18 protein-coding genes are annotated in these 22,013 nt (G+C 62.1%); 10 read left to right on the plus strand and 8 right to left on the minus strand.

Annotated elements, in window-relative coordinates:
• Positions 1-144: 144 nt before the first annotated feature.
• From OOT33_RS02830 to OOT33_RS02840, 3 genes are all read left to right on the plus strand, one after another.
• Positions 145-2,196, plus strand: a complete 2,052-nt coding sequence (locus tag OOT33_RS02830; RefSeq protein WP_307748471.1) for a BamA/TamA family outer membrane protein — start codon at positions 145-147, stop codon at positions 2,194-2,196.
• On the plus strand, positions 2,196-6,407 hold the full coding sequence (locus OOT33_RS02835; RefSeq protein ID WP_307748472.1) for a translocation/assembly module TamB domain-containing protein: 4,212 nt from the start codon (positions 2,196-2,198) through the stop codon (positions 6,405-6,407). The genes OOT33_RS02830 and OOT33_RS02835 overlap by 1 nt, the downstream gene beginning before the upstream one ends.
• A gap of 449 nt (positions 6,408-6,856) precedes the next feature.
• Positions 6,857-8,260, plus strand: a complete 1,404-nt coding sequence (locus tag OOT33_RS02840; protein ID WP_307748473.1) for a methyl-accepting chemotaxis protein — start codon at positions 6,857-6,859, stop codon at positions 8,258-8,260.
• Positions 8,261-8,335: 75 nt separating this feature from the next.
• Here the strand turns inward: OOT33_RS02840 and glnA are convergent, their stop codons facing one another.
• From glnA to OOT33_RS02865, 5 genes are all read right to left on the minus strand, one after another.
• Positions 8,336-9,748 carry a type I glutamate--ammonia ligase gene (gene glnA / locus OOT33_RS02845; RefSeq protein WP_307748474.1) on the minus strand — a complete coding sequence of 471 codons (1,413 nt, stop codon included), beginning with the start codon at positions 9,746-9,748 and terminating at the stop codon, positions 8,336-8,338.
• Positions 9,749-9,853: 105 nt separating this feature from the next.
• Complete coding sequence (locus OOT33_RS02850; RefSeq protein ID WP_307748476.1) at positions 9,854-10,192, minus strand: P-II family nitrogen regulator; 339 nt, start codon at positions 10,190-10,192, stop codon at positions 9,854-9,856.
• A gap of 205 nt (positions 10,193-10,397) precedes the next feature.
• Positions 10,398-11,402, minus strand: coding sequence for a UDP-glucose 4-epimerase GalE (gene galE / locus OOT33_RS02855; RefSeq protein ID WP_307748477.1), 1,005 nt, complete (start codon positions 11,400-11,402; stop codon positions 10,398-10,400).
• Positions 11,403-11,491: 89 nt separating this feature from the next.
• Entirely contained in the window at positions 11,492-13,678 is a 2,187-nt protein-coding gene (locus tag OOT33_RS02860; RefSeq protein WP_307748478.1) for a 3-hydroxyacyl-CoA dehydrogenase NAD-binding domain-containing protein, read from the minus strand.
• A gap of 19 nt (positions 13,679-13,697) precedes the next feature.
• Complete coding sequence (locus OOT33_RS02865) at positions 13,698-14,906, minus strand: acetyl-CoA C-acetyltransferase (protein WP_307748479.1); 1,209 nt, start codon at positions 14,904-14,906, stop codon at positions 13,698-13,700.
• Between the two features lie 273 nt (positions 14,907-15,179).
• On the opposite strand from OOT33_RS02865, the gene folE reads away from it, so the two are divergent.
• Both folE and OOT33_RS02875 read left to right on the plus strand, forming a co-directional pair.
• Complete coding sequence (gene folE, locus OOT33_RS02870; RefSeq protein ID WP_307748480.1) at positions 15,180-15,785, plus strand: GTP cyclohydrolase I FolE; 606 nt, start codon at positions 15,180-15,182, stop codon at positions 15,783-15,785.
• Between the two features lie 2 nt (positions 15,786-15,787).
• A complete protein-coding gene (locus OOT33_RS02875; protein WP_307748481.1) occupies positions 15,788-16,552 on the plus strand; it encodes an SDR family oxidoreductase in 765 nt (254 codons plus the stop codon).
• Between the two features lie 60 nt (positions 16,553-16,612).
• Here the strand turns inward: OOT33_RS02875 and rplI are convergent, their stop codons facing one another.
• The 3 genes from rplI to rpsF are packed head-to-tail and all read right to left on the minus strand — an operon-like array spanning position 16,613 to position 17,885.
• Positions 16,613-17,215 carry a 50S ribosomal protein L9 gene (rplI, locus tag OOT33_RS02880; protein ID WP_307748482.1) on the minus strand — a complete coding sequence of 201 codons (603 nt, stop codon included), beginning with the start codon at positions 17,213-17,215 and terminating at the stop codon, positions 16,613-16,615.
• A gap of 11 nt (positions 17,216-17,226) precedes the next feature.
• Positions 17,227-17,451, minus strand: coding sequence for a 30S ribosomal protein S18 (gene rpsR, locus OOT33_RS02885; protein ID WP_004212076.1), 225 nt, complete (start codon positions 17,449-17,451; stop codon positions 17,227-17,229).
• Between the two features lie 14 nt (positions 17,452-17,465).
• Positions 17,466-17,885, minus strand: coding sequence for a 30S ribosomal protein S6 (gene rpsF / locus OOT33_RS02890; protein ID WP_307748496.1), 420 nt, complete (start codon positions 17,883-17,885; stop codon positions 17,466-17,468).
• Positions 17,886-18,091: 206 nt separating this feature from the next.
• Between rpsF and fabD the strand changes: the two genes are divergently transcribed.
• The 5 genes from fabD (at position 18,092) to fabF (ending at position 22,012) form a co-directional block, all read left to right on the plus strand.
• A complete protein-coding gene (gene fabD / locus OOT33_RS02895; protein WP_307748498.1) occupies positions 18,092-19,027 on the plus strand; it encodes an ACP S-malonyltransferase in 936 nt (311 codons plus the stop codon).
• A gap of 34 nt (positions 19,028-19,061) precedes the next feature.
• Complete coding sequence (locus tag OOT33_RS02900) at positions 19,062-19,493, plus strand: GxxExxY protein (protein WP_307748499.1); 432 nt, start codon at positions 19,062-19,064, stop codon at positions 19,491-19,493.
• 11 nt (positions 19,494-19,504) lie between these two features.
• Complete coding sequence (gene fabG, locus OOT33_RS02905; protein WP_307748500.1) at positions 19,505-20,245, plus strand: 3-oxoacyl-[acyl-carrier-protein] reductase; 741 nt, start codon at positions 19,505-19,507, stop codon at positions 20,243-20,245.
• 97 nt (positions 20,246-20,342) lie between these two features.
• Positions 20,343-20,576, plus strand: a complete 234-nt coding sequence (locus OOT33_RS02910) for an acyl carrier protein (protein ID WP_129403368.1) — start codon at positions 20,343-20,345, stop codon at positions 20,574-20,576.
• 176 nt (positions 20,577-20,752) lie between these two features.
• Positions 20,753-22,012, plus strand: coding sequence for a beta-ketoacyl-ACP synthase II (gene fabF, locus OOT33_RS02915; protein WP_307748501.1), 1,260 nt, complete (start codon positions 20,753-20,755; stop codon positions 22,010-22,012).
• Position 22,013 lies beyond the last annotated feature (1 nt).

Raw genomic sequence — 22,013 nt, forward strand, 5'->3', positions numbered from 1 at the left:
GTTGAACGGCCGCTCGCCCATTGAATTTCGGGAACGCAAGGTGCGGCCAAAGGTTGTGCAAACGTGACGGCAAATTGGGCGGAATGGCGATATAAGTCGTTGTGGGCGCTACCCAGTGTCCTAGCTTTGACGCCCTGTGCCGTCATGGCCCAGGCCGGTTCACCGCCCGTCGCTGCACCCGCCGCGCCTGCTATGGATGACGGGGGCTTCACACTCGATCTCGACGACACGCTTGATGTCGGCGTGGAATGGCCAGATCTCAACGACAATATTCCCGAAGAGGTCGCGACGCTCCCGCCCGAGGCTCCGTCGGATTCCGGTGCTGGCGCACCGCCACCAGCAGATGTCGCGGCCACCCCGCCGCTGCTCATGGAGGACATCGCCGGGCGCGACGAGGATATCGCGCCCGCCTCGTCCGATACCGACTCCGATGCCATCGCTGATGACGGTTCCCAATATCGCTACAGCATCGTGCTTACCGGATTGAATGGCGTGGCCGATCCGTTGTTCCGCTCGCGCTTCAGCGGGCTATCGGTCCTGCAGGAACAGCGTGGCAAAGCGACCAACCTTGCGCAGATCAATCGGCGGATGCGGCTGGATGCAGAGCTGCTGGATCGCCTGTTGCGGGCACGGGGTTATTATGACGCGATCGTGCGTCCCGCCGTGCGCGCGCCGGAGGCGGGCAGCGCCAACAAGCGGCTTCGCGTGATCTTCGATGTCCGCCCCGGTGAGCGCTATGCCCTGTCGCGCGTGGCGCTTCCGGGCCTTTTTGTCGCGGCGGAGCGCGTCCCCTTACTGCGCAGCGCGTTTCCGGTCACGGTCGGGCAACCGGTCGATGCAGATGCGATCTTCGCCGGGCGCGATGCGCTGGCTATCGCGTTGGGCGAAAACGGTTTTCCCTTTGCGCAGGTGGAGGAACCTGTCGTCACCATCGATCATGAGACCCGCAAGGGTGATCTGGAGATGGTCGTGCGGGCGGGCGGCTATCGAAAATTCGGCGCAATCGTGGTGGATACGCTGCCCCGGCGGCTGTTTTCGGCGCGTCATTTGGAGCGCATGGCCCGCTTCGATCCCGGAGACGTTTATAACGCCTCTGATGTAGAGGATTTGCGCCGCGCGATCATTGCGACCAGTCTTGCCTCAAGCGTGACAGTCAAGCCGGTAGATGCAGGCGACGGGGAGCACGTCAACGTCGCTGTCTCGGCTACCCCCGGTCCGATGCGCAGTATCACCGGCGAAATCGGCTATGGCACCGGCGAAGGCTTCCGTTTGCAGGGAAGCTGGCAGCATCGCAATTTCTTCCCGCCAGAAGGCGCGATCACCGCCAGTGGCCTGCTGGGCACCAAGGAGCAGGCGGCAGGCCTCACTTTCCGGCGCAACAATTTCCCCAAGCGTGATCATGTGCTGTCGACCGGGCTCAACGCACGGCATCAGGACCTTGACGCGTTCGAGGCCCGCACCTTTGCATTCACCGCCGGGCTGGAGAGGCAGACCAACATCCTCTACCAAAAGAAATGGGTATGGAGCGTCGGCACTGAGCTCAGCTTTTCGCAGGAAAAAGCCGTCTTTGCCGGGTCGACAGCGCAAACGACGCGCAATTACTACACTGCCGCCCTGCCGCTTTCGCTCACCTATGACGCGAGCGACGATCTGCTTGATCCGCATCGCGGCTTCCGCCTGGGCGGCCGTCTCAGCCCGGAGCTGGTCAATCAGAACGGCTCTTTCAGCTACGCGCGCGCTCAGGTTGACGGCAGCATTTATCTCCCGGTGGGGCAGTCTGTGGTGGTGGCGTCGCGGGTTCGGCTTGGGTCGATCCTGGGCGGCGTGACGGCGGATCGCATTGCGCCCTCGCGGCGCTTCTACGCCGGCGGCGGGGCTTCGGTGCGCGGATATGCCTATCAGGCGATCGGCCCGCGTGACAGCAACAACGATCCGGTCGGCGGCAAGAGCCTTGCCGAATTTTCGCTGGAGGCTCGCGTGCGGTTCGGCACCTTCGGCGTCGTTCCGTTTGTCGACGCCGGCAATATATCGACCGGATTTTTGCCGAAACTGTCGCAGGTGCGCTACGGCGCGGGCGTGGGGTTGCGCTATTATTCCAACTTTGGGCCGATCCGCATCGATGTCGGCACGCCGCTCAACCGGCAACGTGGTGACGGCCGCATTGCCGTTGCCGTGTCGCTGGGCCAGGCGTTCTGATGGCGGCGGAGGAAGCGGAACCGCAAAGCGCTGCAACGCCGGGCGCGGCGCGTGGGGCGAGCCTGCGGCGCGCGCTTCGCGTCTCGCGCCGGGCTGTCACCCTCGCGCTGCTGGTGCTGTTGCTCGCGCTCGGCGGGACGCTGGCGTGGCTAGACAGCGCGCCGGGGCATCGCTTCGCCGCGCGCCAGATCGCGTCATGGGCGCCGCAATCGGGCCTGCGCATATCCGTGGGGCGGATAGAGGGCAGCCTCTATAAAAACGCAGTGCTGCACGATGTGCGCGTGTCGGATGCGCGGGGGCTTTTTCTTGAGGCGCCATCGGTGCGGCTGGATTGGTGGCCGCTCGGCTGGCTCTCCAACCGGCTTGAGATCGACACGCTGCATATCCCGCGTGCCCGGCTCTATCGCCTGCCAAAGCTGCGGCCGGGCAAGCCGGGCAAGATATTGCCGGATTTTGACATAAGAATCATGAGGTTAGCCGTGGATCGGCTGGAAATGAGCCGGGGTGTCACCGGCCATGCCGATGTGCTGAGCTTCGTTGGAGACGCCGACATCCGTGACGGCCACGCGCTGTTGGATCTGCGCCTCGCCTCCCTCACCGGGCGCGACAGCCTCGTCCTCGCGCTCGACAGCCGCCCAGACGAAAACCGTTTCAACGTGGAAATAGCCGTGGACGCCCCCGCCCGCGGCCTCCTCGCTACGCTCGCCGGACTCAAGCAAGACGCCAACCTGCGGCTGGAGGGGAAGGGCGATTGGGCGGCGTGGGACGGGCGCCTCGTCGCCACGCTCAACCGCCAGTCCGCCGCCGGCCTCGATATTCATCTGCGCAAGGGGGCGTTCCGCGTCGAGGGGGCAATATCCGGCGGGGCGATCGCCACACGCGGCCTCCTCGCCCGTCTGTCCTCGCCGCAGATGCAGCTTCGCGCAGACGGCCGCTATGCGGACAAGCTGCTCTCCGGCACGCTCTCGGCCCAGTCCGATGCGCTGGCGCTCAGCCTGAAGGGTGGCGTCCACCTCAACGGCTGGGGGTATGACAATCTGCTCGTCGATGTCGGCCTGCGCAAACCGAGCGCGCTGCTCCGCAACTTCGACGCCCGCGCCTTGGTCGCCCGCCTGCGGCTCAATGGTCCGTTCGATGGCGCGCGCTTCGATTATCTGCTGAAGGCCGATCAGCTCCGCTTCGGCAAGACGGTGCTGCACGGCGTGCGCGCCAGTGGCGATGGTCGCGTTGGTGCGGGAGGCAAACCCACTTTCGTGCCGCTCGATCTATCGGCCCAGCGCATAGACGGGCAAGGCGACATCATCGCCTCGGTCCTGCGCCGCATCAGCGTTCGAGGGATGTTGCAGAAGAGTGGTAACGTCATCACCTCTGCGCCGCTGAAGCTTCGTTCTGACAGGCTGAACGGCGAACTGGTGGCGCTGTTCGATCTTCGGTCCGGCCGATACGATCTGGCGCTTACCGGAAATGTGCGCGGCGTGGAGATCCGCGGTCTTGGCCTTGTCGATCTGCAATCCCGGCTGCGCGCGACGCCCGGCCCGCAGGGTTCGTTCGCGCTTTCGGGCAAGGTTGCTGCGGCTGTACGGCGACTGGACAACGCCTTTCTCCGTACCCTCGGTGGTGGGCTGCCCAGGGCGCAGGCCGATGTTGCGCTGGGAAGGGATGGTCGGCTGTTCCTGAACCGCCTCGTGCTGCGCGCCCCGCTGCTGGAACTGCATGGCTCGGGCGTGCGCAACCCCGACGGCAGCGTGCGCCTGAACGGAAGCGGGACGCATGCCCGATACGGCCCGGTGCGCCTCACCCTCAGTGGAAGGCTGGAGCGCCCGGCCGTCGAGGCCTTGCTTGCCCGACCGATGAGCGGGGCGGGGGGGCTTGCCGACGTCCGGCTGACGCTGGACCCGGACACGGCTGGCTATACATACAATGCCCAAGGCCGGTCGGCACTGGGCGATTTCGACAGCACCGGCGCGATTGAGCTGCCACCCGGCGGGCAGCAAAGCGCGATCCGGGTGGGCAGCCTGCGCGTCAGCGGGTCGGAAGGGTCAGGCCGCTTGCTGATTGTGCCGGGCGGTCTTTCCGGGCGCCTGTTGTTTGCCGGACCGGTGCATGGCGCGGTCGACCTCGCTGTCACGGGCGGGGTTCAGAAGGTATCTGCCTCGCTGCGGATCGACAGTGCCCGTTTCGATGGCGCGGTTCCTGTGGACCTGTACCGCGGCAGGCTGAAGGCCGAGTTGAGTCTTGATCCCGGCGGCGCCAATCTCGACGCCACGCTTTCGGGCAGCGGGGCGCAGGTGGGAGGGTTTCGCATCAATCGCTTCGCCATGGATGCGCACATGGTCGATGGCTTGGGCAAGGTGCGGGCGAACATTTTGGGCCAACGCGGCAGGCAATTCAACCTCAGGCTTGAGGCAGATGTCGCGCGGGACGAGATTGCAATGGTGCTTTCCGGCACGCTGGACGGGCGCGCGGTCTCGCTGGACCGGCGCGCGCTGCTGCGCCGGGTGGAGGGTGGCTGGGCGCTCGATCCGGTAACATTGCGCTATGATGGCGGCGCAGCGCAGATCAGGAACGCCCATTTTGGCGAGGAAACTCGCCTGGATCTGGGCCTCCGTCGCATGCCCCTCTCGCTGCTGGATCTGTCTAATAGTGACATGGGACTGGCTGGCCTTGCCAGTGGAACGCTCAGCTATGCCCAGCCGCGCGGAGGCTTGCCCAGCGGCAGCGCGCGCGTGACGGTGCGGGGCCTCAGTCGCTCCGGCCTTACACGCACTTCGCCTCCGGTGGACCTCGGCATCAATGCCGACCTCAGCACGACGCGGCTGGCCCTGCGCGCCGTCATCGCGCAAAAGGGAACCACCATCGGGCGGGGGCAGGCCCTGATGACCCCGCTGGCGGGGCAGGGCGGCCTTATGGAGAGGCTGCGCGCAGCTCCAGTGAAGGCGCAACTGCGTTATGTCGGACCGGCTGAAGCCGTTTGGCGCATGAGCCGGATCGAGATTGTCGACATAACCGGCAACATCGCGCTGCGGGCGGACGTTAGCGGCACTGGCGCGAACCCGGTCATCGTCGGCGCGCTTCTGACACGCGACGCAGGGTTGGAAAGCCCTGTCACCGGCATGCGCCTTTCCAAGCTCAACGCGCGCGCGCAGTTTGACGGCTCGCGGCTGGTGTTCTCGCAAATGGACGGCGTGGCATCCAATGGTGGGCGGGTGAGCGGCCGCGGCAGTTTTGACTTCTCGCTGGGGCAGGGAGTCGGCATCGATATGGCGCTGAACGCCGAGAACGCCGAGCTGCTGAATCGCGACGATATCGGCGCTACTGTGAGCGGCCCTATTGCCATCAAGTCCAACGGTGTCGGCGGAACGATCAGCGGCGAGTTCGACGTAGTGCGCAGCAGTTTCACGCTTGGGCGAGCGGCGGCGGTGGCGCAGATTCCACAACTTCAGGTCATTGAGCGCAACGGACGCCAGGGCGACTTCACGCCGGTTGATCGCGGCGCGGCGTGGACTCTTGATATAGACGCGCGTGCGCGCAATCGTCTGATGGTAAATGGTATGGGGCTTGCGAGCGAATGGCGCATGAATCTCGCCATCGAAGGCAATGTGACCAACCCGCGTTTGCTAGGCAGAGCGGAGATGATCCGCGGCACCTATGATTTCGCCGGGCGGCGTTTTGACCTTACCTCCGGCACCCTGCGCTTTGACGGGAGCGTGCCCGCGAACCCCGAGCTTGATATCACGGCCGAGGCGGTGCTGAGTGGCCTCAATGCCACCATCCACATCACAGGCAGTAGTGCGGCGCCGATCATCTCGTTCACCAGCGTGCCTGCCATGCCGCAGGACGAAGTTCTGTCCCGTTTGCTTTTCGGATCAGGCGTTACCCAGTTGTCGGCACCCGAGGCGTTGCAGCTAGCGGCCGCCGTCACATCGTTGAGAGGTGGCAAAGGCGGCCTCGACCCCATTAACGCCGTGCGCAAGGCAGCGGGCCTCGATCGGCTGCGAATCCTTCCCGCCGATCAGACAACAGGCCAGGGAACGGCAATCGGCGCAGGAAAATATATCACCCGCCGTATCTATGTTGAGCTTATCAGCGATGGTCAAGGATACTCGGCCACGCGGCTCGAATACCAGGTTACACGGTGGCTTTCTTTGCTTTCTAGCGTTTCTACACTCGGTCGGCAAAGTATTACGGCAAGAATTTCAAAAGATTATTAGGTTGTTAACCTTGGGCATGCATTATTGCCCCAACAAATAAAAATCAGAGCTGAGTATGGGGTGCGCTAGAGAGGAAGCACATGACCATAAGAGCCCTTGTTTCATACGCCACCGCGATTTTCTTTGTATTGATGCTGGCAATAATCGGTGTCGGCGGTGTTCGAATAGATGAAATCCGCATGGGCGGACCTATCCAGAAGAATACGCAACATGCGTCCGATCTGATAGCCGACATTTTGCCGCCCCCAGAATATGTCATCGAACCCTATCTCGAGGCGTCGCTGCTTGCGCGGGATCCCTCCAGCTATTCATTGCGGGCGCAGCGGCTACAGAAGCTTAGGGCCGAATATGACGCGCGCCACCGCTATTGGCTCGAGACACATTTCGATCCTACGCTGCAGAAGCTTGTCACCCAGGACACGCACGAACCCGCGATGAAATTCTGGTCCGTGCTTGACGCCGAGTTTTTGCCGGCCATGCAGACGGGAGACCGTCAGCGCATCGATATGGCATTTGCCGATCTTGCCGCCGCATATGAGATACATCGTGGCAAGGTCGATCAAACTGTCCAGATGGCGTTGGATTATCAGCGAAAACTCAAAAATCAGGCCGACAACCAGCTCGCCACGACGCTGACGATATTGTTCGCGCTGGCGGCGGCGATCGTCACCCTGCTTCTCCTGTTCTCCGGATTTATCCAGGGCCGCGTGGTCTCGCCAATACGGCGGCTCGGGCGCCAGATGCGTGCGATGTCAGAAGGTGAGATAGTTGACATCGGCCGCGATGCAGAGCGCCAGGATGAAATTGGTCACGCGGCTCGTGCGCTGGAGGGCATCGTCGCCTCCGTGGCGGAAAAGGCGGCGCGAGAGGCTCATGAGAGAGCAGAAACGCAAGGGATGATTGTCGATGCCCTGGGCGTGGCCATGGAAAAACTGCGCAGCGGCGTGCTTCATCACCGCATCAACGTGTCGTTTCCGGCAGAGTATGCGAGCTTGCGTGACGACTACAACAAAGCCGTAGATTCGATGCGGCAGGCGATCGAGGAGGTGACTGCTTCGGTGCATATGCTGAACTCCAGCGCGTCGGAGATCGACACCGCCACCCAGGATTTGTCCCAGCGAACAGAGCATCAGGCCGCCAACCTCCAGGAGACCGCCGCTGCCATGCAGCAGTTGACCGGCCGGGTTGCGGAAGCGGCGTCTGCTTCGAACACAGCACACAGCACCGTGACCGACGTACAAAAGCGGGCCGACGAAAATGGCGATACCGTGAAGCGCGCCATCGAAGCGATGACGGGGATCGAGGAAAGCGCCCATGCGATCGCGCAGATCACCAACGTCATCGATGGCATTGCATTTCAGACCAATCTGCTCGCGCTTAACGCGGGTGTTGAGGCGGCCCGCGCGGGAGATGCGGGGAAGGGGTTTGCCGTTGTGGCGAACGAAGTTCGTGCGCTTGCCCAGCGCTGCTCAGACGCCGCGCGGGACATCAAGGCCCTTATCCAAGACAGTAATGCGCATATCGATGGCGGCGTCGCCCTTGTGCGCGCGTCGGGAGAGGCCTTGCAGCAGATCATGGATCGAGTTGGCAATGTCTCCGGGCTTATTGAAATGATTGCTGAATCTGCCAGCGATCAGGCGGAAGGTGTGCAGCAGATCAACGCGACGATCGGCAGCATTGACCGCATGACGCAGCAGAATGCCGCCATGGGCGAAGAATGCAACGCGGCGGCTCGCATTTTGAAGAATGAGTCGGACAGGCTGCGCGATCTGGTGAACAGGTTTGACGTCGGACATTCCAATGCCGGACGCGCGAACTCCGTATCTCGGCCTGCAGTTTTGCGCGCCGCCTGATTTTTACCTACCCCACTGAAAGGCCCGGCGGCATCGCTGCCACCGGGCCTTCTTTTTTGCATAAATCCGGTAGGATCAGGAGCTATAGTACATGTCGAACTCGACCGGGCTGGGCGTCATTTCCCAGACAGCCACGTCCTCCCGCTTCAGCTCGATATAAGCCTCGATCTGATCCTTGGTGAACACGTCGCCCTTCAGCAGGAAGTCCATATCGGCTTCCAGGCTGTCCAGTGCCTCGCGAAGCGAGCCGCAGACGGTGGGAACGAGCGAAAGTTCTTCGGGCGGCAGGTCATACAGGTTCTTGTCCATCGGGTCGCCCGGGTGGATCTTGTTCTGAATGCCGTCCAGACCCGCCATCAGCAGCGATGCATAGCAGAGATAGGGGTTTGCAAGCGCATCGGGGAAGCGGAATTCCACGCGCTTCGCCTTGGAGCCGCTGCCATAGGGGATACGGCAGGAGGCCGAACGGTTGCGGCTGGAATAAGCCAGCAGCACCGGCGCCTCATAGCCCGGCACCAGGCGCTTGTAGCTGTTGGTGGTCGGGTTGGTGAAGGCGTTCAATGCCTTGGCGTGCTTGATGACGCCGCCGATGAAGTATAGGCACATGTCAGACAAACCGGCATAGCCGTCGCCCGCGAAAAGCGGATTCTTGCCGTCCCAGATCGACATATGCGTGTGCATGCCGGAGCCGTTGTCGAGCTTGATCGGCTTGGGCATGAAGGTCGCGGTCTTGCCATAGGCCTGCGCGACCTGATGCACGACATACTTATAGATCTGCATGCGGTCGGCGGTCGTGACCAGCGTGCCGAAGGTCATCCCCAGCTCGTGCTGCGCAGCGGCAACCTCGTGGTGGTGCTTGTCGCAAGGAAGGCCCATCTCCAGCATGGTCGAGACCATCTCGCCGCGGATGTCCATGCAGCTGTCGACCGGAGCGACCGGGAAATAGCCACCCTTGGCACGCGGACGATGGCCGAGGTTGCCGCCCTCATATTCGCGGCCGGTGTTGGTGGGCAGCTCGATGTCGTCAATCTTGAAGAAGCTGCCATCATAGCCGGTGGAAAAGCGGACGTCGTCGAACATGAAGAACTCGGCTTCTGGGCCGACATAGACGGTATCGCCGATGCCCGTGGTCTTCAGAAACGCCTCGGCGCGCTTGGCAGTGCTGCGCGGGTCGCGGGCATAGAGTTCGCCGTTCGAAGGCTCGACGATGTCGCAGAACAGGATCATCATCGGCGTTGCGCTGAACGGATCTATGTAGACCGCGTCCAGATCGGGCTTCAGGATCATGTCGGACTCATTGATCGCCTTCCAGCCCTCGATCGAGCTGCCGTCGAACATCAGGCCTTCGGACAGCTCATCCTCTCCCATCACGCCTGCGCACATGGTGAGGTGCTGCCATTTGCCCTTGGGATCGGTGAAGCGCAGATCGACCCACTCGATCTCCTTCTCTTCGATCATTTTCAGGATGTCTTTGGGCGAATTCGCCATTTCTGCATACCCTTTCTACAGTTTCGACCGGGTCCCTTCCCGGATCGGCAGTTCAAATCATGAGTTTTCCGCCCGGCTCATCGCAGCGGAAATGAGTGGTAGCGTTCAGATCGCGTCGTTATCGCGTTCCCCGGTGCGGATGCGCAGCGCGGATTCGATCGCCGATACGAAGATCTTGCCGTCGCCAATGCGGCCCGTCTGGGCAGCGGCCGCGATCGCTTCCACAACTCGGCTCGCCAACTCGTCTTCTACGACAACCTCGAGTTTCACCTTGGGGAGAAAATCGACCACATATTCGGCCCCGCGATATAGCTCCGTATGTCCCTTCTGACGGCCAAAGCCCTTGGCCTCGGTCACGGTAATGCCGGAAACCCCGACTTCGTGCAGTGCCTCCTTGACCTCATCCAGCTTGAACGGCTTGATGATCGCCTCAACCTTTTTCATGTGGTTTTCACCCCTCAAATCCCTCACGGGCACTAATTACGTGCCGCGTTCACGCCCCCTCTGCCGACGCCGGTGCGCAGCACAAAGGTCGCGCGGAACGCGACTCGCCAGCGACTTTCAGCGATGCGGCTGGAAATGTCTATAATGCCGTCAATTCAGGCAGGGCTGGCGATGCCTGCCTGTTTTTTAGGCAGGCCACGCGTCGCTATTCCCCGCGGATTTCCGTCAATTTACGCTCCCAAGCAAGAGCATGACCGATGATGGTGTCAAGGTCGGCAAAGCGCGGGTTCCAGGGAAAGGTCGCCAGGATCGCGCGATTGTCTGATACCAGCGATGCCGGGTCGCCGGCCCGGCGCCCCTCTATATGGCGTTCGATCTTGAGATTGGTTACGCGATCCACCGCATCGAGCACTTCGAGCACCGAAAATCCCCGCCCATAGCCGCAGTTCAGCAGATAGTTGCGAGAGGGTTCGGCGATCAGGGCTTCGAGCGCCAGGACATGCGCGGCGGCAAGGTCAGATACGTGGATATAATCGCGTACGCCGGTACCGTCGGGCGTGTCGAAATCCGTACCAAACACACCCACATGCCCGCGTTTGCCCAGTGCCGCCTCGACTGCCACCTTGATGAGATGGGTGGCTCCGGCTGTCGATTGACCCGAGCGCGCCTGCGGATCCGCGCCCGCGACGTTGAAATAGCGGAGCGCACAATAGTTTATCGGGTGCGCCGCCGAGATGTCGGCCAGCATATACTCCGTCATCAGCTTCGACATGCCATATGGGTTGATCGGGCGCTGCGGGCAGCTCTCCGAGATCGGGCTGACCTCGGGCATGCCATAGGTCGCCGCAGTCGAAGAGAAGATGAAATGTGGCACGCCGCAGCGCACCGCGCTTTCGATCAGAGCGCGACTGTTGACCGTATTGTTATGATAATATTTCAATGGATTATCGACGGATTCTGGGACAACAATCGAACCCGCGAAATGCATCACCGCCTTGACGCCGTGCTCGCGCATCGCGGCCTCAACTGCTGCCTGGTCACCGATGTTCGCCTCAACGAGAGGAACGTCGCCGGGAAGGGCAAAGCGAAAGCCGGTCGAAAGATTGTCCACCACCACGACCGGCCATCCGGAATCGCGCAAGGCCAGTACCGCGTGGCTGCCGATATAGCCGGCACCTCCGGTAACGAGCACAGTTGGCTTGGTCGACATCACTCATTTCTCCATCGCATTCGGACGCCCCGATTAGCGGGTCGGGGGCAGCAGATGCAATGCAATGCCGCAGAAAAACGAAATGCCGGTTAAGCCGCCGCCTTTTTTGTGCCGCCATGGAAAGTTGCGCCGCTTTTCGCCATGTCGCGCAACTGGGCGGTGGGGGCGAAGCGGTCACCTTGCTCCGCCGCAAGCCGATCGAGCGTCTCCACCACCTGGGCTATGCCCAGGGTGTCCATATGACTGAATGGCCCGCCGGTCCACGGCGCGAAGCCCCAACCAAAAATGGCGCCGATGTCGCCATCTTCTGGAGCCATCAATACACCTTCCTCGAAACAGCGCGCGCACTCTATGAGCTGGCGGAAGAGCAGGCGTTCGCGCACTTCCGCCGCAACCGGTTGACGAGCGGCACGTGGGAAATGCTCAGCAAGGCCGGGCCACAGGAACTTTGGCCCGCCCTCAGCGGGATATTCATAATAGCCTTTGCTGTTCTTGCGCCCCAGCCTCCCTAGCGTCACCACCATTGTTTCGATCACGTCGTCGGCCTTGCTGGGCTGATAGGCATCACCCAGCGCCTTTCGCGTGGCGGACATGATCTTGTAGCCCAGTTCGATCGACACCTCGTCTCCCACCGCGAGCGGGCCGACCGGCATGCCGAGCTGCCGTCCGACATTCTCGATAAGCGCGGGATTTATGCCCTCGGCGAGCATCTGCACACCCTCGCTGACATAGGTTGAAAAGCAGCGCGACGTGTAAAACCCGCGGCTGTCGTTGACGACGATCGGGGTCTTCCTGATCTGGCGCACATAGTCCAGCGCTTTGGCGATAGCCTGCTGGCCAGTCTTTTTGCCCAATATGATCTCTACTAATGGCATCTTCTCAACCGGAGAAAAGAAGTGGATGCCGATGAAGTTTTCCGGCTTGCTCCAGGCTTGCGCCAGCCCGGTGATGGGCAGGGTAGAAGTGTTGGAGCCGAAGATGGTGTCCGGCCCCAGCACAGCCTCGACGCGCTGGGTGATCTCCGCTTTGATCGCCGGATCCTCGAACACCGCCTCGATCACGAAGTCGCAACCCGCAAGCGATGCCGCATCTGTGACGGGGGTAACGCGGCCCAGCACCTCGGCCATCTTGTCCGCGCTCATCTTGCCGCGCGAAACGCGCTTTTGCAGTTCGGCCTCGACATGAGCCTTGCCTTTTTCGGCCGACGCCATGTCGCGATCCAGCAGCATCACCTGCATGCCTGCCTGTGCGGACACTGTGGCTATGCCCGCGCCCATCATGCCCGCACCTAACATCGCGAGCTTTCCAGTGGGGGCAGGGGGTATGCCTGCCGGTCGACGCGCCCCGCGCTCTGCCGCCTGCTTGTTGACGAACAGCGTCCGCACCATGTTGCGCGATTGCGGCTGCGCGATCACCTTGGCGAAATACTTGCTCTCGATCCGCAAGGCGCGGTCCATTGGCAGCTGAAGCCCCTCGTAGACGGCGGAGAGCAGGGCAACCGGCGCATTCATGTTGCGCTGTGCCTCTTTCTGCATCATCGGGATCGCGCCCATGAAGGTTTGCGCGAAATTGGGGTTCATCGATCCCGCGCCGCCGGGCACCTTATAACCTTTGACGTCCCATGGTTGCGCAGACGCGCTCGGATTGGCCTTCACCCAGGCCTTGGCGGCATCGAGCGTCGTTCCAGCGGGCACCAGCTCATCGATCAGCTTCAGCGCTGCGCCCTCTGCCGGTGTGAACAGCTTGCCCTGCAGCATATACATTAATGCCGTCTGTGCGCCGGTGATGCGCGGAAAGCGCTGGCTCCCGCCGCCGCCGGGGAACAGGCCCACCAGAATTTCGGGGAGGCCGAGCTGGGTCTTGGGATTGTCGCCGACGACACGGCGGTGGCAAGCGAGCGCCAGCTCGAACCCGCCGCCGACACAAGTGCCCTCGATAGCACACGCAACAGGCTTGCCGCAGGTTTCGAGGCGACGGAGCACCCTGTTCAGCTCGAATACACGGGTGAAAAGGGTAGCCATGTCGAGCGTCTGGCCCGGCGGCGGAAGCAGCATGTCCTCCATCGCCTTAAGGTCCATTCCGGCCATGAAACCGCTGTCTTTTCCCGATGCGATGACCGCGCCCTTGACGGCCTCGTCGGTGGAAAGCCGGTCAACGGCGGCCTCCAGATCGGCGATGAACTGCGCGCCGATCACATTCATGCTCTGGCCAGGGCAATCGATTAGCAGGGTGGCGATGCCGTCTGCGTCGACGTCAATACGGATGGTCTGGGTCATGTGCTCGCTCCTTCCGTTCTCAAACGCGCTCGATGATGGTGCCGGTGCCCATGCCAGCGCCTACGCACAGGTTCACGAGTGCGGTGCCCTTGCCGGTTCGTTCCAACTCGTCGAGCGCGGTGCCGAGCACCATCGCGCCTGTCGCGCCGAGCGGATGGCCCATGGCGATCGCGCCGCCGTTGACGTTGACCTGCGCGTGATCGAGGTTCAGCGCCTGCATATAGCGCAGGACCACGCTGGCGAACGCCTCGTTGAGTTCCCACAGATCGATGTCGGCCGTGGTCATGCCTGAGCGTTCCAACAGCTTTTGGGCGATGCTCTCCGGCCCGGTCAGCATGATCATCGGCTCTGAGCCGATCGAGGCGGCGGCGCGAATGCGTGCGCGCGGTTTTAGGCCGTATTTTTCGCCCATCGCCTTGCTGCCGATGAGGACGGCTGCCGCTCCATCGACGATACCGGAGCTGTTGCCGCCGTGATGCACGTGATCGATTTTCTCGATCTCCGGATAGCGCAAATACGCAATCGTGTCGAAACCCGGCATCTGTTCGCCGATGCCTTGAAAGCTTGGCTTGAGCCCGGCGAGCGACTGCATGTCCGTGTCGGGTCGCATATGTTCGTCATGGTCCAGGATCACCTCGCCGATGACGTCGCGGATCGGCAGGATAGATTGGGCAAAGCGGCGATCCTCCCACGCCAGCTTCGCACGGCGCTGACTCTCAACAGCATAGGCATCGACATCCGTGCGGGAAAATCCGAATTTCGTGGCGATCAGGTCTGCGCCAATGCCCTGTGGCGCGAAATAGGTCTTGTAGGCCACCGCTGGATCTGTCGCCCATGCCCCGCCGTCGGATGCCATCGGTATACGGCTCATGCTTTCCACCCCGCCGCCGATGGCAAACTGGGCTTCTCCCGAAGCCACCTTGGCTGCCGCCATGTTGACTGCTTCGAGACCGGAGGCGCAAAACCGGTTGATCTGAACGCCGGGCACGCATTCGGCATAGTCGGCGTTGAGCACCGCCACACGCGCGATGTCCGCGCCCTGCTCACCGACAGGGGTGACGCAGCCCAGGATAACATCATCCACGTCAACCGTGTCGATACCGGTGCGCTCGGGAATGGCGCGCAATACCTGCGTTGCGAGCTCTATCGGGGTAATTTCGTGGAGCGCGCCGTCAGACTTGCCCTTCCCTCGCGGGCTGCGCACCGCATCAAAGATATAGGCTTCCATCGCTCTCTCCTGTACGCTGCGGTCAGTCGTCCGTTTACCCGATAATGTGCGCGGATTATGTCCAAGTGCAAGAGGCTGTGAGCGCCTTCGCACTCCCTCTGCAATGCTTCGTCCATCTTCGTATTAGCGCGCCGTAACGTCGGTTCACTTCACACCCTACCAAATTTTTTTGCGTATAGCGGTTTATATATTCGGAGCCGCCGGAAAAATTGTCGAACACTCTGGTATTTTGGCTCGTGGGGTCCATATGGTGAGGGAATCAGGAGGGGACGGATGGACAACGATAACAACGGTCAGGGATCTCAGCAGGGGAAGGTGTTTGTTCCCGCTGAAGTGGAGGAGGCGGTGCGCACGCTCATCCGCTGGTCGGGCGACGATCCGCAGCGCGAGGGACTGGTCGACACGCCCCGCCGCGTCGCTCGCGCCTGGAAAGAATATTGCGAGGGCTATTCAGAAGATCCGGCCTATCATCTCTCGCGCATTTTCCACGAGGTTGGCGGCTATGATGAGATCGTGCTGCTGAAAGGGATTCCGTTCCAGTCACACTGCGAGCATCATATGGCGCCGATTACGGGCGTGGCGCACATCGGCTATCTGCCGGGCGATTATGTTGTGGGCATTTCAAAATTGGCGCGCGTGCTGCATGGTTTCGCACGCAGGCTTCAGGTCCAGGAGCGGCTGACCGCAGAGATTGCGGACTGTATCTGGCAACATCTGCATCCGCGCGGTGTGGCCGTGGTGATCGAAGCAACCCATGGTTGCATGACCGGTCGGGGCGTACGCACCCCGGATGTGGTCATGAAAACAAGCCGGATGATGGGCGTTTTCCGGGAAGAGGAAAAGAGTCGCAAGGAAGTGTTGCGCCTGATGGGAATGTGAGCGTGACGGACGACGCGCCCATCGCGCTGGTGACCGGGGGGCACAGGCGGCTCGGCGCGCATATTGCCCTGGCACTGGGGAAGGCGGGCTATCAGGTCGCCATGCACGGCAGCCACTACTACGAGTTGGAAGACTGGCTGGCTAAGGGCCTGGCCGATGGCGGTGTGAATTGGGCAGGATTTGTGGCCGACTTCGCGCATCCGGAAAGCGTGACCGCGCTTTTTCGCGAGGTGGCCGAACATTTCGGCCGCGCGCCCGACCTTCTGGTGAACAGCGCGGCGCTTTTCGGGCAGGATAGGTTGGAAGACACCACGGCCGAGGCGCTGATGCTGCATTTTGCTGTGAACAGCGCCGCGCCGGTGCTGCTGACGCAGGCATTCGCAGAGGCTACAAGCGGCGTGGAGGGGCGCTCCATCGTCAACATTCTCGATCAACGCCTGAGTCACCCGCATGGCGACCAGCTGGCCTACACCCTCTCCAAACAGGCGCTTGCGGGTTTCACCCAGATCGCCGCGCGGGAACTGGCCGGGCGGAACATCAGGGTGAACGCGGTTGCTCCTGGGCTGACCATTGCCACCAGGGATTATGATGCGGGCGGGATGGCACGCCTCGCCGATATCATGCCATTGAGGTGTTTGCCAGCCCCGGAAGACATCGCCGAAGCCGTGCTATATCTTGCCCGTGCCCGTGCCGTCACAGGCCAGGTTATTGCTGTGGACGGCGGCGCGCATATGCGCAGCTATCCGAGGGATTTCATGCACTTGTAGAATTAAAAAGCCCGCCGGATGACTCCGGCGGGCCTTGGAATTTGGTGGCAGGGGGGAGGCTTATGCTTCCGCCTGATCCTCGGTGGCTTCCGCGTCCTCGCGGGCGATCTCGCCCGGCTCGGCATTGGGATCGTAATCCTCGGTGAAGCCAGCCTCGTCCTTCTCGAACATCTGCGCCATCACATCGACACCATCCTTCTGAAGGTCGGCTTCTTCGGGCGAACGCGCGACGTTGACCGTGATAGTGACGGCGACCTCGGGGTGCAGGTTCACGCGCACATCGAATACGCCAAGCGTCTTGATCGGGCGTTCGAGCACGATCATTGCCTTGGTCACGATCTTGTGGCCATCGGCATGCAGCGCGTCGACGATGTCACGCACCGCGACCGAGCCGTAAAGATGCCCGGCATTGGACGCCTGACGAATCAGCACGATCTGCTGGCCGTCTACCGTTCCGGCTTCCTTCTCGGCGCCGGCGCGGCGGGCCGCGTTGTCCGCCTCGATCTTGGCACGGTTCGCTTCGAACACCTTGCGGTTGGCAGCGTTGGAGCGCAGCGCCTTCTTGTTGGGCAGCAGGTAGTTGCGCGCATAACCGTCCTTGACGGTGACGACGTCGCCGATGGCGCCCAGCTTCTCGATCCGTTCGAGCAGAATGATTTCCATGTCTTAGCTCCTCACTTCACGATGTAGGGCAGCAGGCCCAGATGGCGGGCGCGCTTGATGGCCTGAGCCAGCTCGCGCTGCTTCTTGGCGGACACCGCAGTGATGCGGCTGGGGACGATCTTGCCGCGCTCGGACACGAAGCCCTGCAGCAGACGGACGTCCTTGTAATCGATCTTCGGTGCATCCTTGGCGGCGAAGGGGCAGCTCTTGCGGCGGCGGAAAAATGGGCGTGCCATGTCTCTATATCTCCTTATTCGCCGTCAAATTCAGCGCGCTCGCGGCGCGGGCCGCGCTCACCACGCTCGGGGCGGTCGCCATCGCGGCCACCACGACGCTCACGGTCGCGGTCGCTCTTGCGCATCATCACTGACGGGCCGGCTTCCAGCGCATCGACGCGGACGGTCATGTAGCGGATGACGTCCTCGTTGATCTGTGTCTGGCGCTCCAGCTCGGCGACGACGCCTGCGGGCGCGTCGATGTTGAGCATCACATAATGCGCCTTGCGGTTCTTGGCGATCTTGTAGGCGAGCGAGCGCAGGCCCCAGGTCTCAACCTTGGTGACCTTGCCCTGATTCGCTTCGATGATGGCAGTGGCGTTTTCCGCCAGCGCGTCTACCTGGGCTTGGGCCAGGTCCTGACGCGCAAGAAAAACATGCTCGTATAGCGGCATGACAGCTTGCTTTCTTCGTTGGCCGATTGCTGACGGGCGCACCATGCGCACCGCCCCTCCGGCTGTCGTCTTGATATTCCTCGCGCGGCCTTCAGGCGTTGCGAAGGCGCGCCTATGGCGGAAATGCCCGGGAAATGCAAGGGGCTTCCATGGCGCGCGCAAATCGTTATGGGAGCGTGCGGCACATTTGAAACAAGGAGACGCGGATGCGCGCATTCATCTTTCCGGGGCAGGGCAGCCAGCAGGTCGGCATGGGCAAGGCGCTTGCGGAGGCCAGCACTGTCGCCCGCGAAGTGTTTCAGGAGGTGGACGAGGCGCTCTCGCAAAACCTGTTCCGCATCATGTGCGACGGACCGGAAAGCGACCTGACCCTCACCGAAAACGCGCAGCCGGCCATCATGGCGAACGCGATCGCAACGCTGCGGGTTCTCGAAAAGGAGGGTGGGCTGAAATTGGCCGACAAGGGCGATTACGTTGCTGGGCACAGCCTTGGCGAATACACCGCTCTGTGCGCCGCGCAGGCGTTTGATCTTGCCACCACAGCGCGGCTGCTGAAGCTGCGCGGTCAGGCGATGCAGGCCGCCGTGCCGGTGGGCGAGGGGGCTATGGCCGCGCTGTTGGGCGCAGACATCGAAAAGGCACAGGCGCTGGCCGATGCGGCGGCAGAGGGCGAGGTCTGCACCGTGGCCAACGACAATGACCCGACGCAGGTGGTTATCTCCGGACATCGCGGTGCGGTTGAGCGCGCGGTTGCTCTGGTGAAGGACCACGGCATCAAGCGCGGCGTGCTGCTGCCCGTGTCGGCTCCGTTTCACTGCCCGCTGATGCAATCGGCGGCCGATGCGATGGCTGAGGCACTGGGCAAGGCGACCATCCAGGCGCCGCTGCTCCCAGTTTATGCCAATGTGCTCGCCGCGCCAATCGCTGCGCCAGACGATATCCGAGCGCGTTTGGTGGAGCAGGTAACGGGCCGCGTGCGCTGGCGCGAGAGTGTTACCGCAATGTGGGAGGCGGGCGTCACCGACTTTGTCGAGCTGGGTGGCAAGGTTCTCGGCCCCATGGTCAAGCGCATCGCGCCGGACGCGAACGCGACGAGCGTGGTGAGCATGGACGACATCGAGGCGCTGCTGGCGAGAATTTGATTTCTCGCGCAGAGGCGCAGAGGACGCAGAGAGCGTGACAAAAAACATAGACGACATCACGAGTGACGTAATTGGCGTTGCGATGAGCATTCACCGGGAGCTTGGTCCCGGATTGCTGGAAAGCGTCTACGAAACGATACTCGCTGCAAAGCTCGCTGGGATGGGCTATAAGGTCGATCGGCAGAAGCCGATCGACATAAAATATGAAGACCTGCGCTTCGAAGCTGCTTTCAGGATAGATATTCTGGTCGATGATCGCCTTATTGTAGAGATTAAATCAGTTGAGCAGATCAACAAGGCGCATGCCAAGCAATTATTGACCTACTTGCGCCTGGCACAGCAGCCTGTAGGGCTGCTGCTTAACTTCAATCATGAAACGATGAAAGAAGGTGTGCGACGTCTCGTTAACAATCATAGGGACTCGGCGTCCTTTGCGCCTCTGCGCGAGCAATTATCAGATATCTGACGGAGAATAGCATGTTCGATCTTACAGGTATGACGGCGCTGGTGACCGGCGCTAGCGGTGGCATTGGGTCTGCCATTGCCAAGGGCCTCGCTGCGCAGGGGGCGCGGCTGGGGCTTTCGGGCAGCAATGTGGACAAGCTCGAGGCGTTCGCGGGTGAGCTTGGTGGCGATCACGTCTGCCTGCCCTGCAACCTGTCTGACGCTGCCGCCGTCGATGCACTCGTGCCGCAGGCGGTCGAGGCGCTGGGGGGCAAGCTCGACATTCTTGTGAACAATGCGGGCGTCACGCGCGACAATCTTATTCTGCGCATGAAGGATGAAGAGTGGGAGGATGTGATCCGCATTAACCTGGAGGCCGCGTTCCGCCTCATTCGCGCCGCTGCCAAGCCGATGATGAAGGCGCGCTTCGGCCGCATCATCTCGATCACGTCTGTCGTGGGCGTTACCGGCAATCCGGGGCAATCGAACTACGCGGCTTCCAAGGCGGGGCTCATCGGCATGTCCAAAGCGCTGGCGCAGGAACTGGCGAGCCGGAATGTGACGGTGAACTGCATCGCGCCCGGCTTCATCCGTTCCGCCATGACGGATGCGCTGACCGATGCGCAGAAGGACGCCATTCTAACCAAGATCCCGGCGGGCGCGCTAGGCGAGGGGGACGACATCGCCGCTGCGGCCGTTTACCTCGCCTCGCGCGATGCCGGGTATGTCACCGGGCAGACGCTTCACGTCAACGGCGGCATGGCGATGATTTGACCACTTGGGTCTTGCAACGCCGCCTCGGGGGTTCTAGGGCATGGGCGCAGCAACGGGTTAACATTCGTTCATATCGGACAGTACAAAGGGACCACTCATGAGTGAGACTGCGGATCGCGTAAAGAAAATCGTCATCGAGCATCTGGGCGTCGAGGCGGACAAGGTGACCGAGGATGCCAGCTTCATCGACGATCTGGGCGCGGACAGCCTCGACATCGTCGAACTGGTGATGGCGTTCGAGGAAGAGTTCGGTGTCGAGATTCCTGACGATGCGGCCGAGAAAATCGGCACCGTCAAGGATGCGATCGACTATATCGACAGCAAGCAGTAAGCGCGCTGTGTCTGCGGCCGGACGCACTCCGCCGGACCGCACAGGACGAGAAGATATGCGGTGGCGGCTTTCCGGCGCGGCTTTGCCCGTGTTAAGGAGGCCGCCATTTTTACTGTGAGGATGGAGCGGCCCGGCACTGATAGGGCCGTTCGCGCGGTTTTGGTGAGGAGCTGGATATGCGTCGTGTGGTCGTAACGGGCCTTGGTATGGTTTCCCCGCTGGGCGCGGATGTCGAGACCACCTGGAAGAACATTCTCGCCTCGAAAAGCGGCGCCGGGCGGATTACCAAGTTCGACACCAGCGATTATGCATGCCAGATAGCCTGCGAGGTAAAACCCGCCGACCACGAATATGGCTTCGATGCCGGAAAGCGCGTGGACCACAAAGTGCAGCGCCAGGTTGATCCGTTCATCGTCTTTGGCATTGACGCCGCCGGGCAGGCGCTCGAGGATGCGGGCCTCACCGAGATGTCGGACGCAGACAAGCTGCGCGCTGGCTGCTCCATCGGATCGGGTATCGGTGGGCTTCCGGGTATCGAGAGCGAATCGCTGGTGCTGGCGGAAAAAGGCCCGCGTCGCGTATCGCCGCATTTCGTTCATGGCCGCCTGATCAACCTCATCTCTGGCCAGGTATCCATCAAATATGGCTTGATGGGCCCGAACCATGCCGTCGTCACCGCATGCTCCACCGGCGCGCACTCTATCGGCGACGCTGCACGGATGATCGCGATGGACGACGCGGACATCATGCTGGCGGGCGGCGCTGAGAGCACCATCTGCCCCATCGGCATCGCCGGGTTCAGCCAGGCAAAGGCGCTTTCCACCAGCTTCAACGACGCGCCGGAAAAGGCTAGCCGCCCCTATGACCAGGCGCGCGACGGCTTCGTAATGGGCGAGGGCGCGGGCGTCGTCGTGCTTGAGGAATATGAGCACGCCAAGGCGCGCGGCGCCAAGATTTATGCCGAAGTGGTGGGCTATGGCCTTTCGGGTGACGCCTATCACGTGACTGCGCCGCATCCGGAAGGCTCGGGCGCCTACCGTTCGATGGAGATGGCACTGCGCAAATCGGGCCTGTCGATTAACGACATCGACTATGTCAACGCGCACGGGACCTCGACGCCGCTGGGCGACGAGCTAGAGCTGGGCGCGGTGCGCCGCCTCTTCGGCTCTGCCATCGACACCATGTCGATGAGTTCGACCAAGTCGGCCATCGGCCATCTGCTGGGCGGCGCGGGCGCAGTTGAGAGCATCTTCTGCATCCTCGCGCTGCGGGATCAGGTCGTGCCGCCTACCCTCAACCTCGATAACCCGAGCGAGAGCTGCGTCGGCGTCGACCTGGTGCCTCATGTCGCCAAGCAGCGCAGCGTCAAGGCGGTGCTGAACAACAGCTTCGGCTTCGGCGGCACGAATGCCAGCCTCATCATGAAGGCAATCTGAC

Origin of the sequence: Sphingobium sp. DEHP117 (assembly GCF_030867385.1) — a bacterium.
Taxonomy (GTDB): domain Bacteria; phylum Pseudomonadota; class Alphaproteobacteria; order Sphingomonadales; family Sphingomonadaceae; genus Sphingobium.

Excerpts from the sequence above, each read along its gene's own strand:
- rpsR (WP_004212076.1), bottom strand. The coding sequence starts at position 17,451 with ATGGCACGCCCATTTTTCCGCCGCCGCAAGAGCTGCCCCTTCGCCGCC.
- rpsF (WP_307748496.1), bottom strand. The coding sequence starts at position 17,885 with ATGCCGCTATACGAGCATGTTTTTCTTGCGCGTCAGGACCTGGCCCAA.
- OOT33_RS02830 (WP_307748471.1), top strand. The coding sequence starts at position 145 with ATGGCCCAGGCCGGTTCACCGCCCGTCGCTGCACCCGCCGCGCCTGCT.
- fabD (WP_307748498.1), top strand. The coding sequence starts at position 18,092 with ATGCGCGCATTCATCTTTCCGGGGCAGGGCAGCCAGCAGGTCGGCATG.
- OOT33_RS02910 (WP_129403368.1), top strand. The coding sequence starts at position 20,343 with ATGAGTGAGACTGCGGATCGCGTAAAGAAAATCGTCATCGAGCATCTG.
- OOT33_RS02865 (WP_307748479.1), bottom strand. The coding sequence starts at position 14,906 with ATGGAAGCCTATATCTTTGATGCGGTGCGCAGCCCGCGAGGGAAGGGC.
- rplI (WP_307748482.1), bottom strand. The coding sequence starts at position 17,215 with ATGGAAATCATTCTGCTCGAACGGATCGAGAAGCTGGGCGCCATCGGC.
- folE (WP_307748480.1), top strand. The coding sequence starts at position 15,180 with ATGGACAACGATAACAACGGTCAGGGATCTCAGCAGGGGAAGGTGTTT.
- galE (WP_307748477.1), bottom strand. The coding sequence starts at position 11,402 with ATGTCGACCAAGCCAACTGTGCTCGTTACCGGAGGTGCCGGCTATATC.
- OOT33_RS02860 (WP_307748478.1), bottom strand. The coding sequence starts at position 13,678 with ATGACCCAGACCATCCGTATTGACGTCGACGCAGACGGCATCGCCACC.
- fabG (WP_307748500.1), top strand. The coding sequence starts at position 19,505 with ATGTTCGATCTTACAGGTATGACGGCGCTGGTGACCGGCGCTAGCGGT.
- glnA (WP_307748474.1), bottom strand. The coding sequence starts at position 9,748 with ATGGCGAATTCGCCCAAAGACATCCTGAAAATGATCGAAGAGAAGGAG.
- fabF (WP_307748501.1), top strand. The coding sequence starts at position 20,753 with ATGCGTCGTGTGGTCGTAACGGGCCTTGGTATGGTTTCCCCGCTGGGC.
- OOT33_RS02850 (WP_307748476.1), bottom strand. The coding sequence starts at position 10,192 with ATGAAAAAGGTTGAGGCGATCATCAAGCCGTTCAAGCTGGATGAGGTC.
- OOT33_RS02835 (WP_307748472.1), top strand. The coding sequence starts at position 2,196 with ATGGCGGCGGAGGAAGCGGAACCGCAAAGCGCTGCAACGCCGGGCGCG.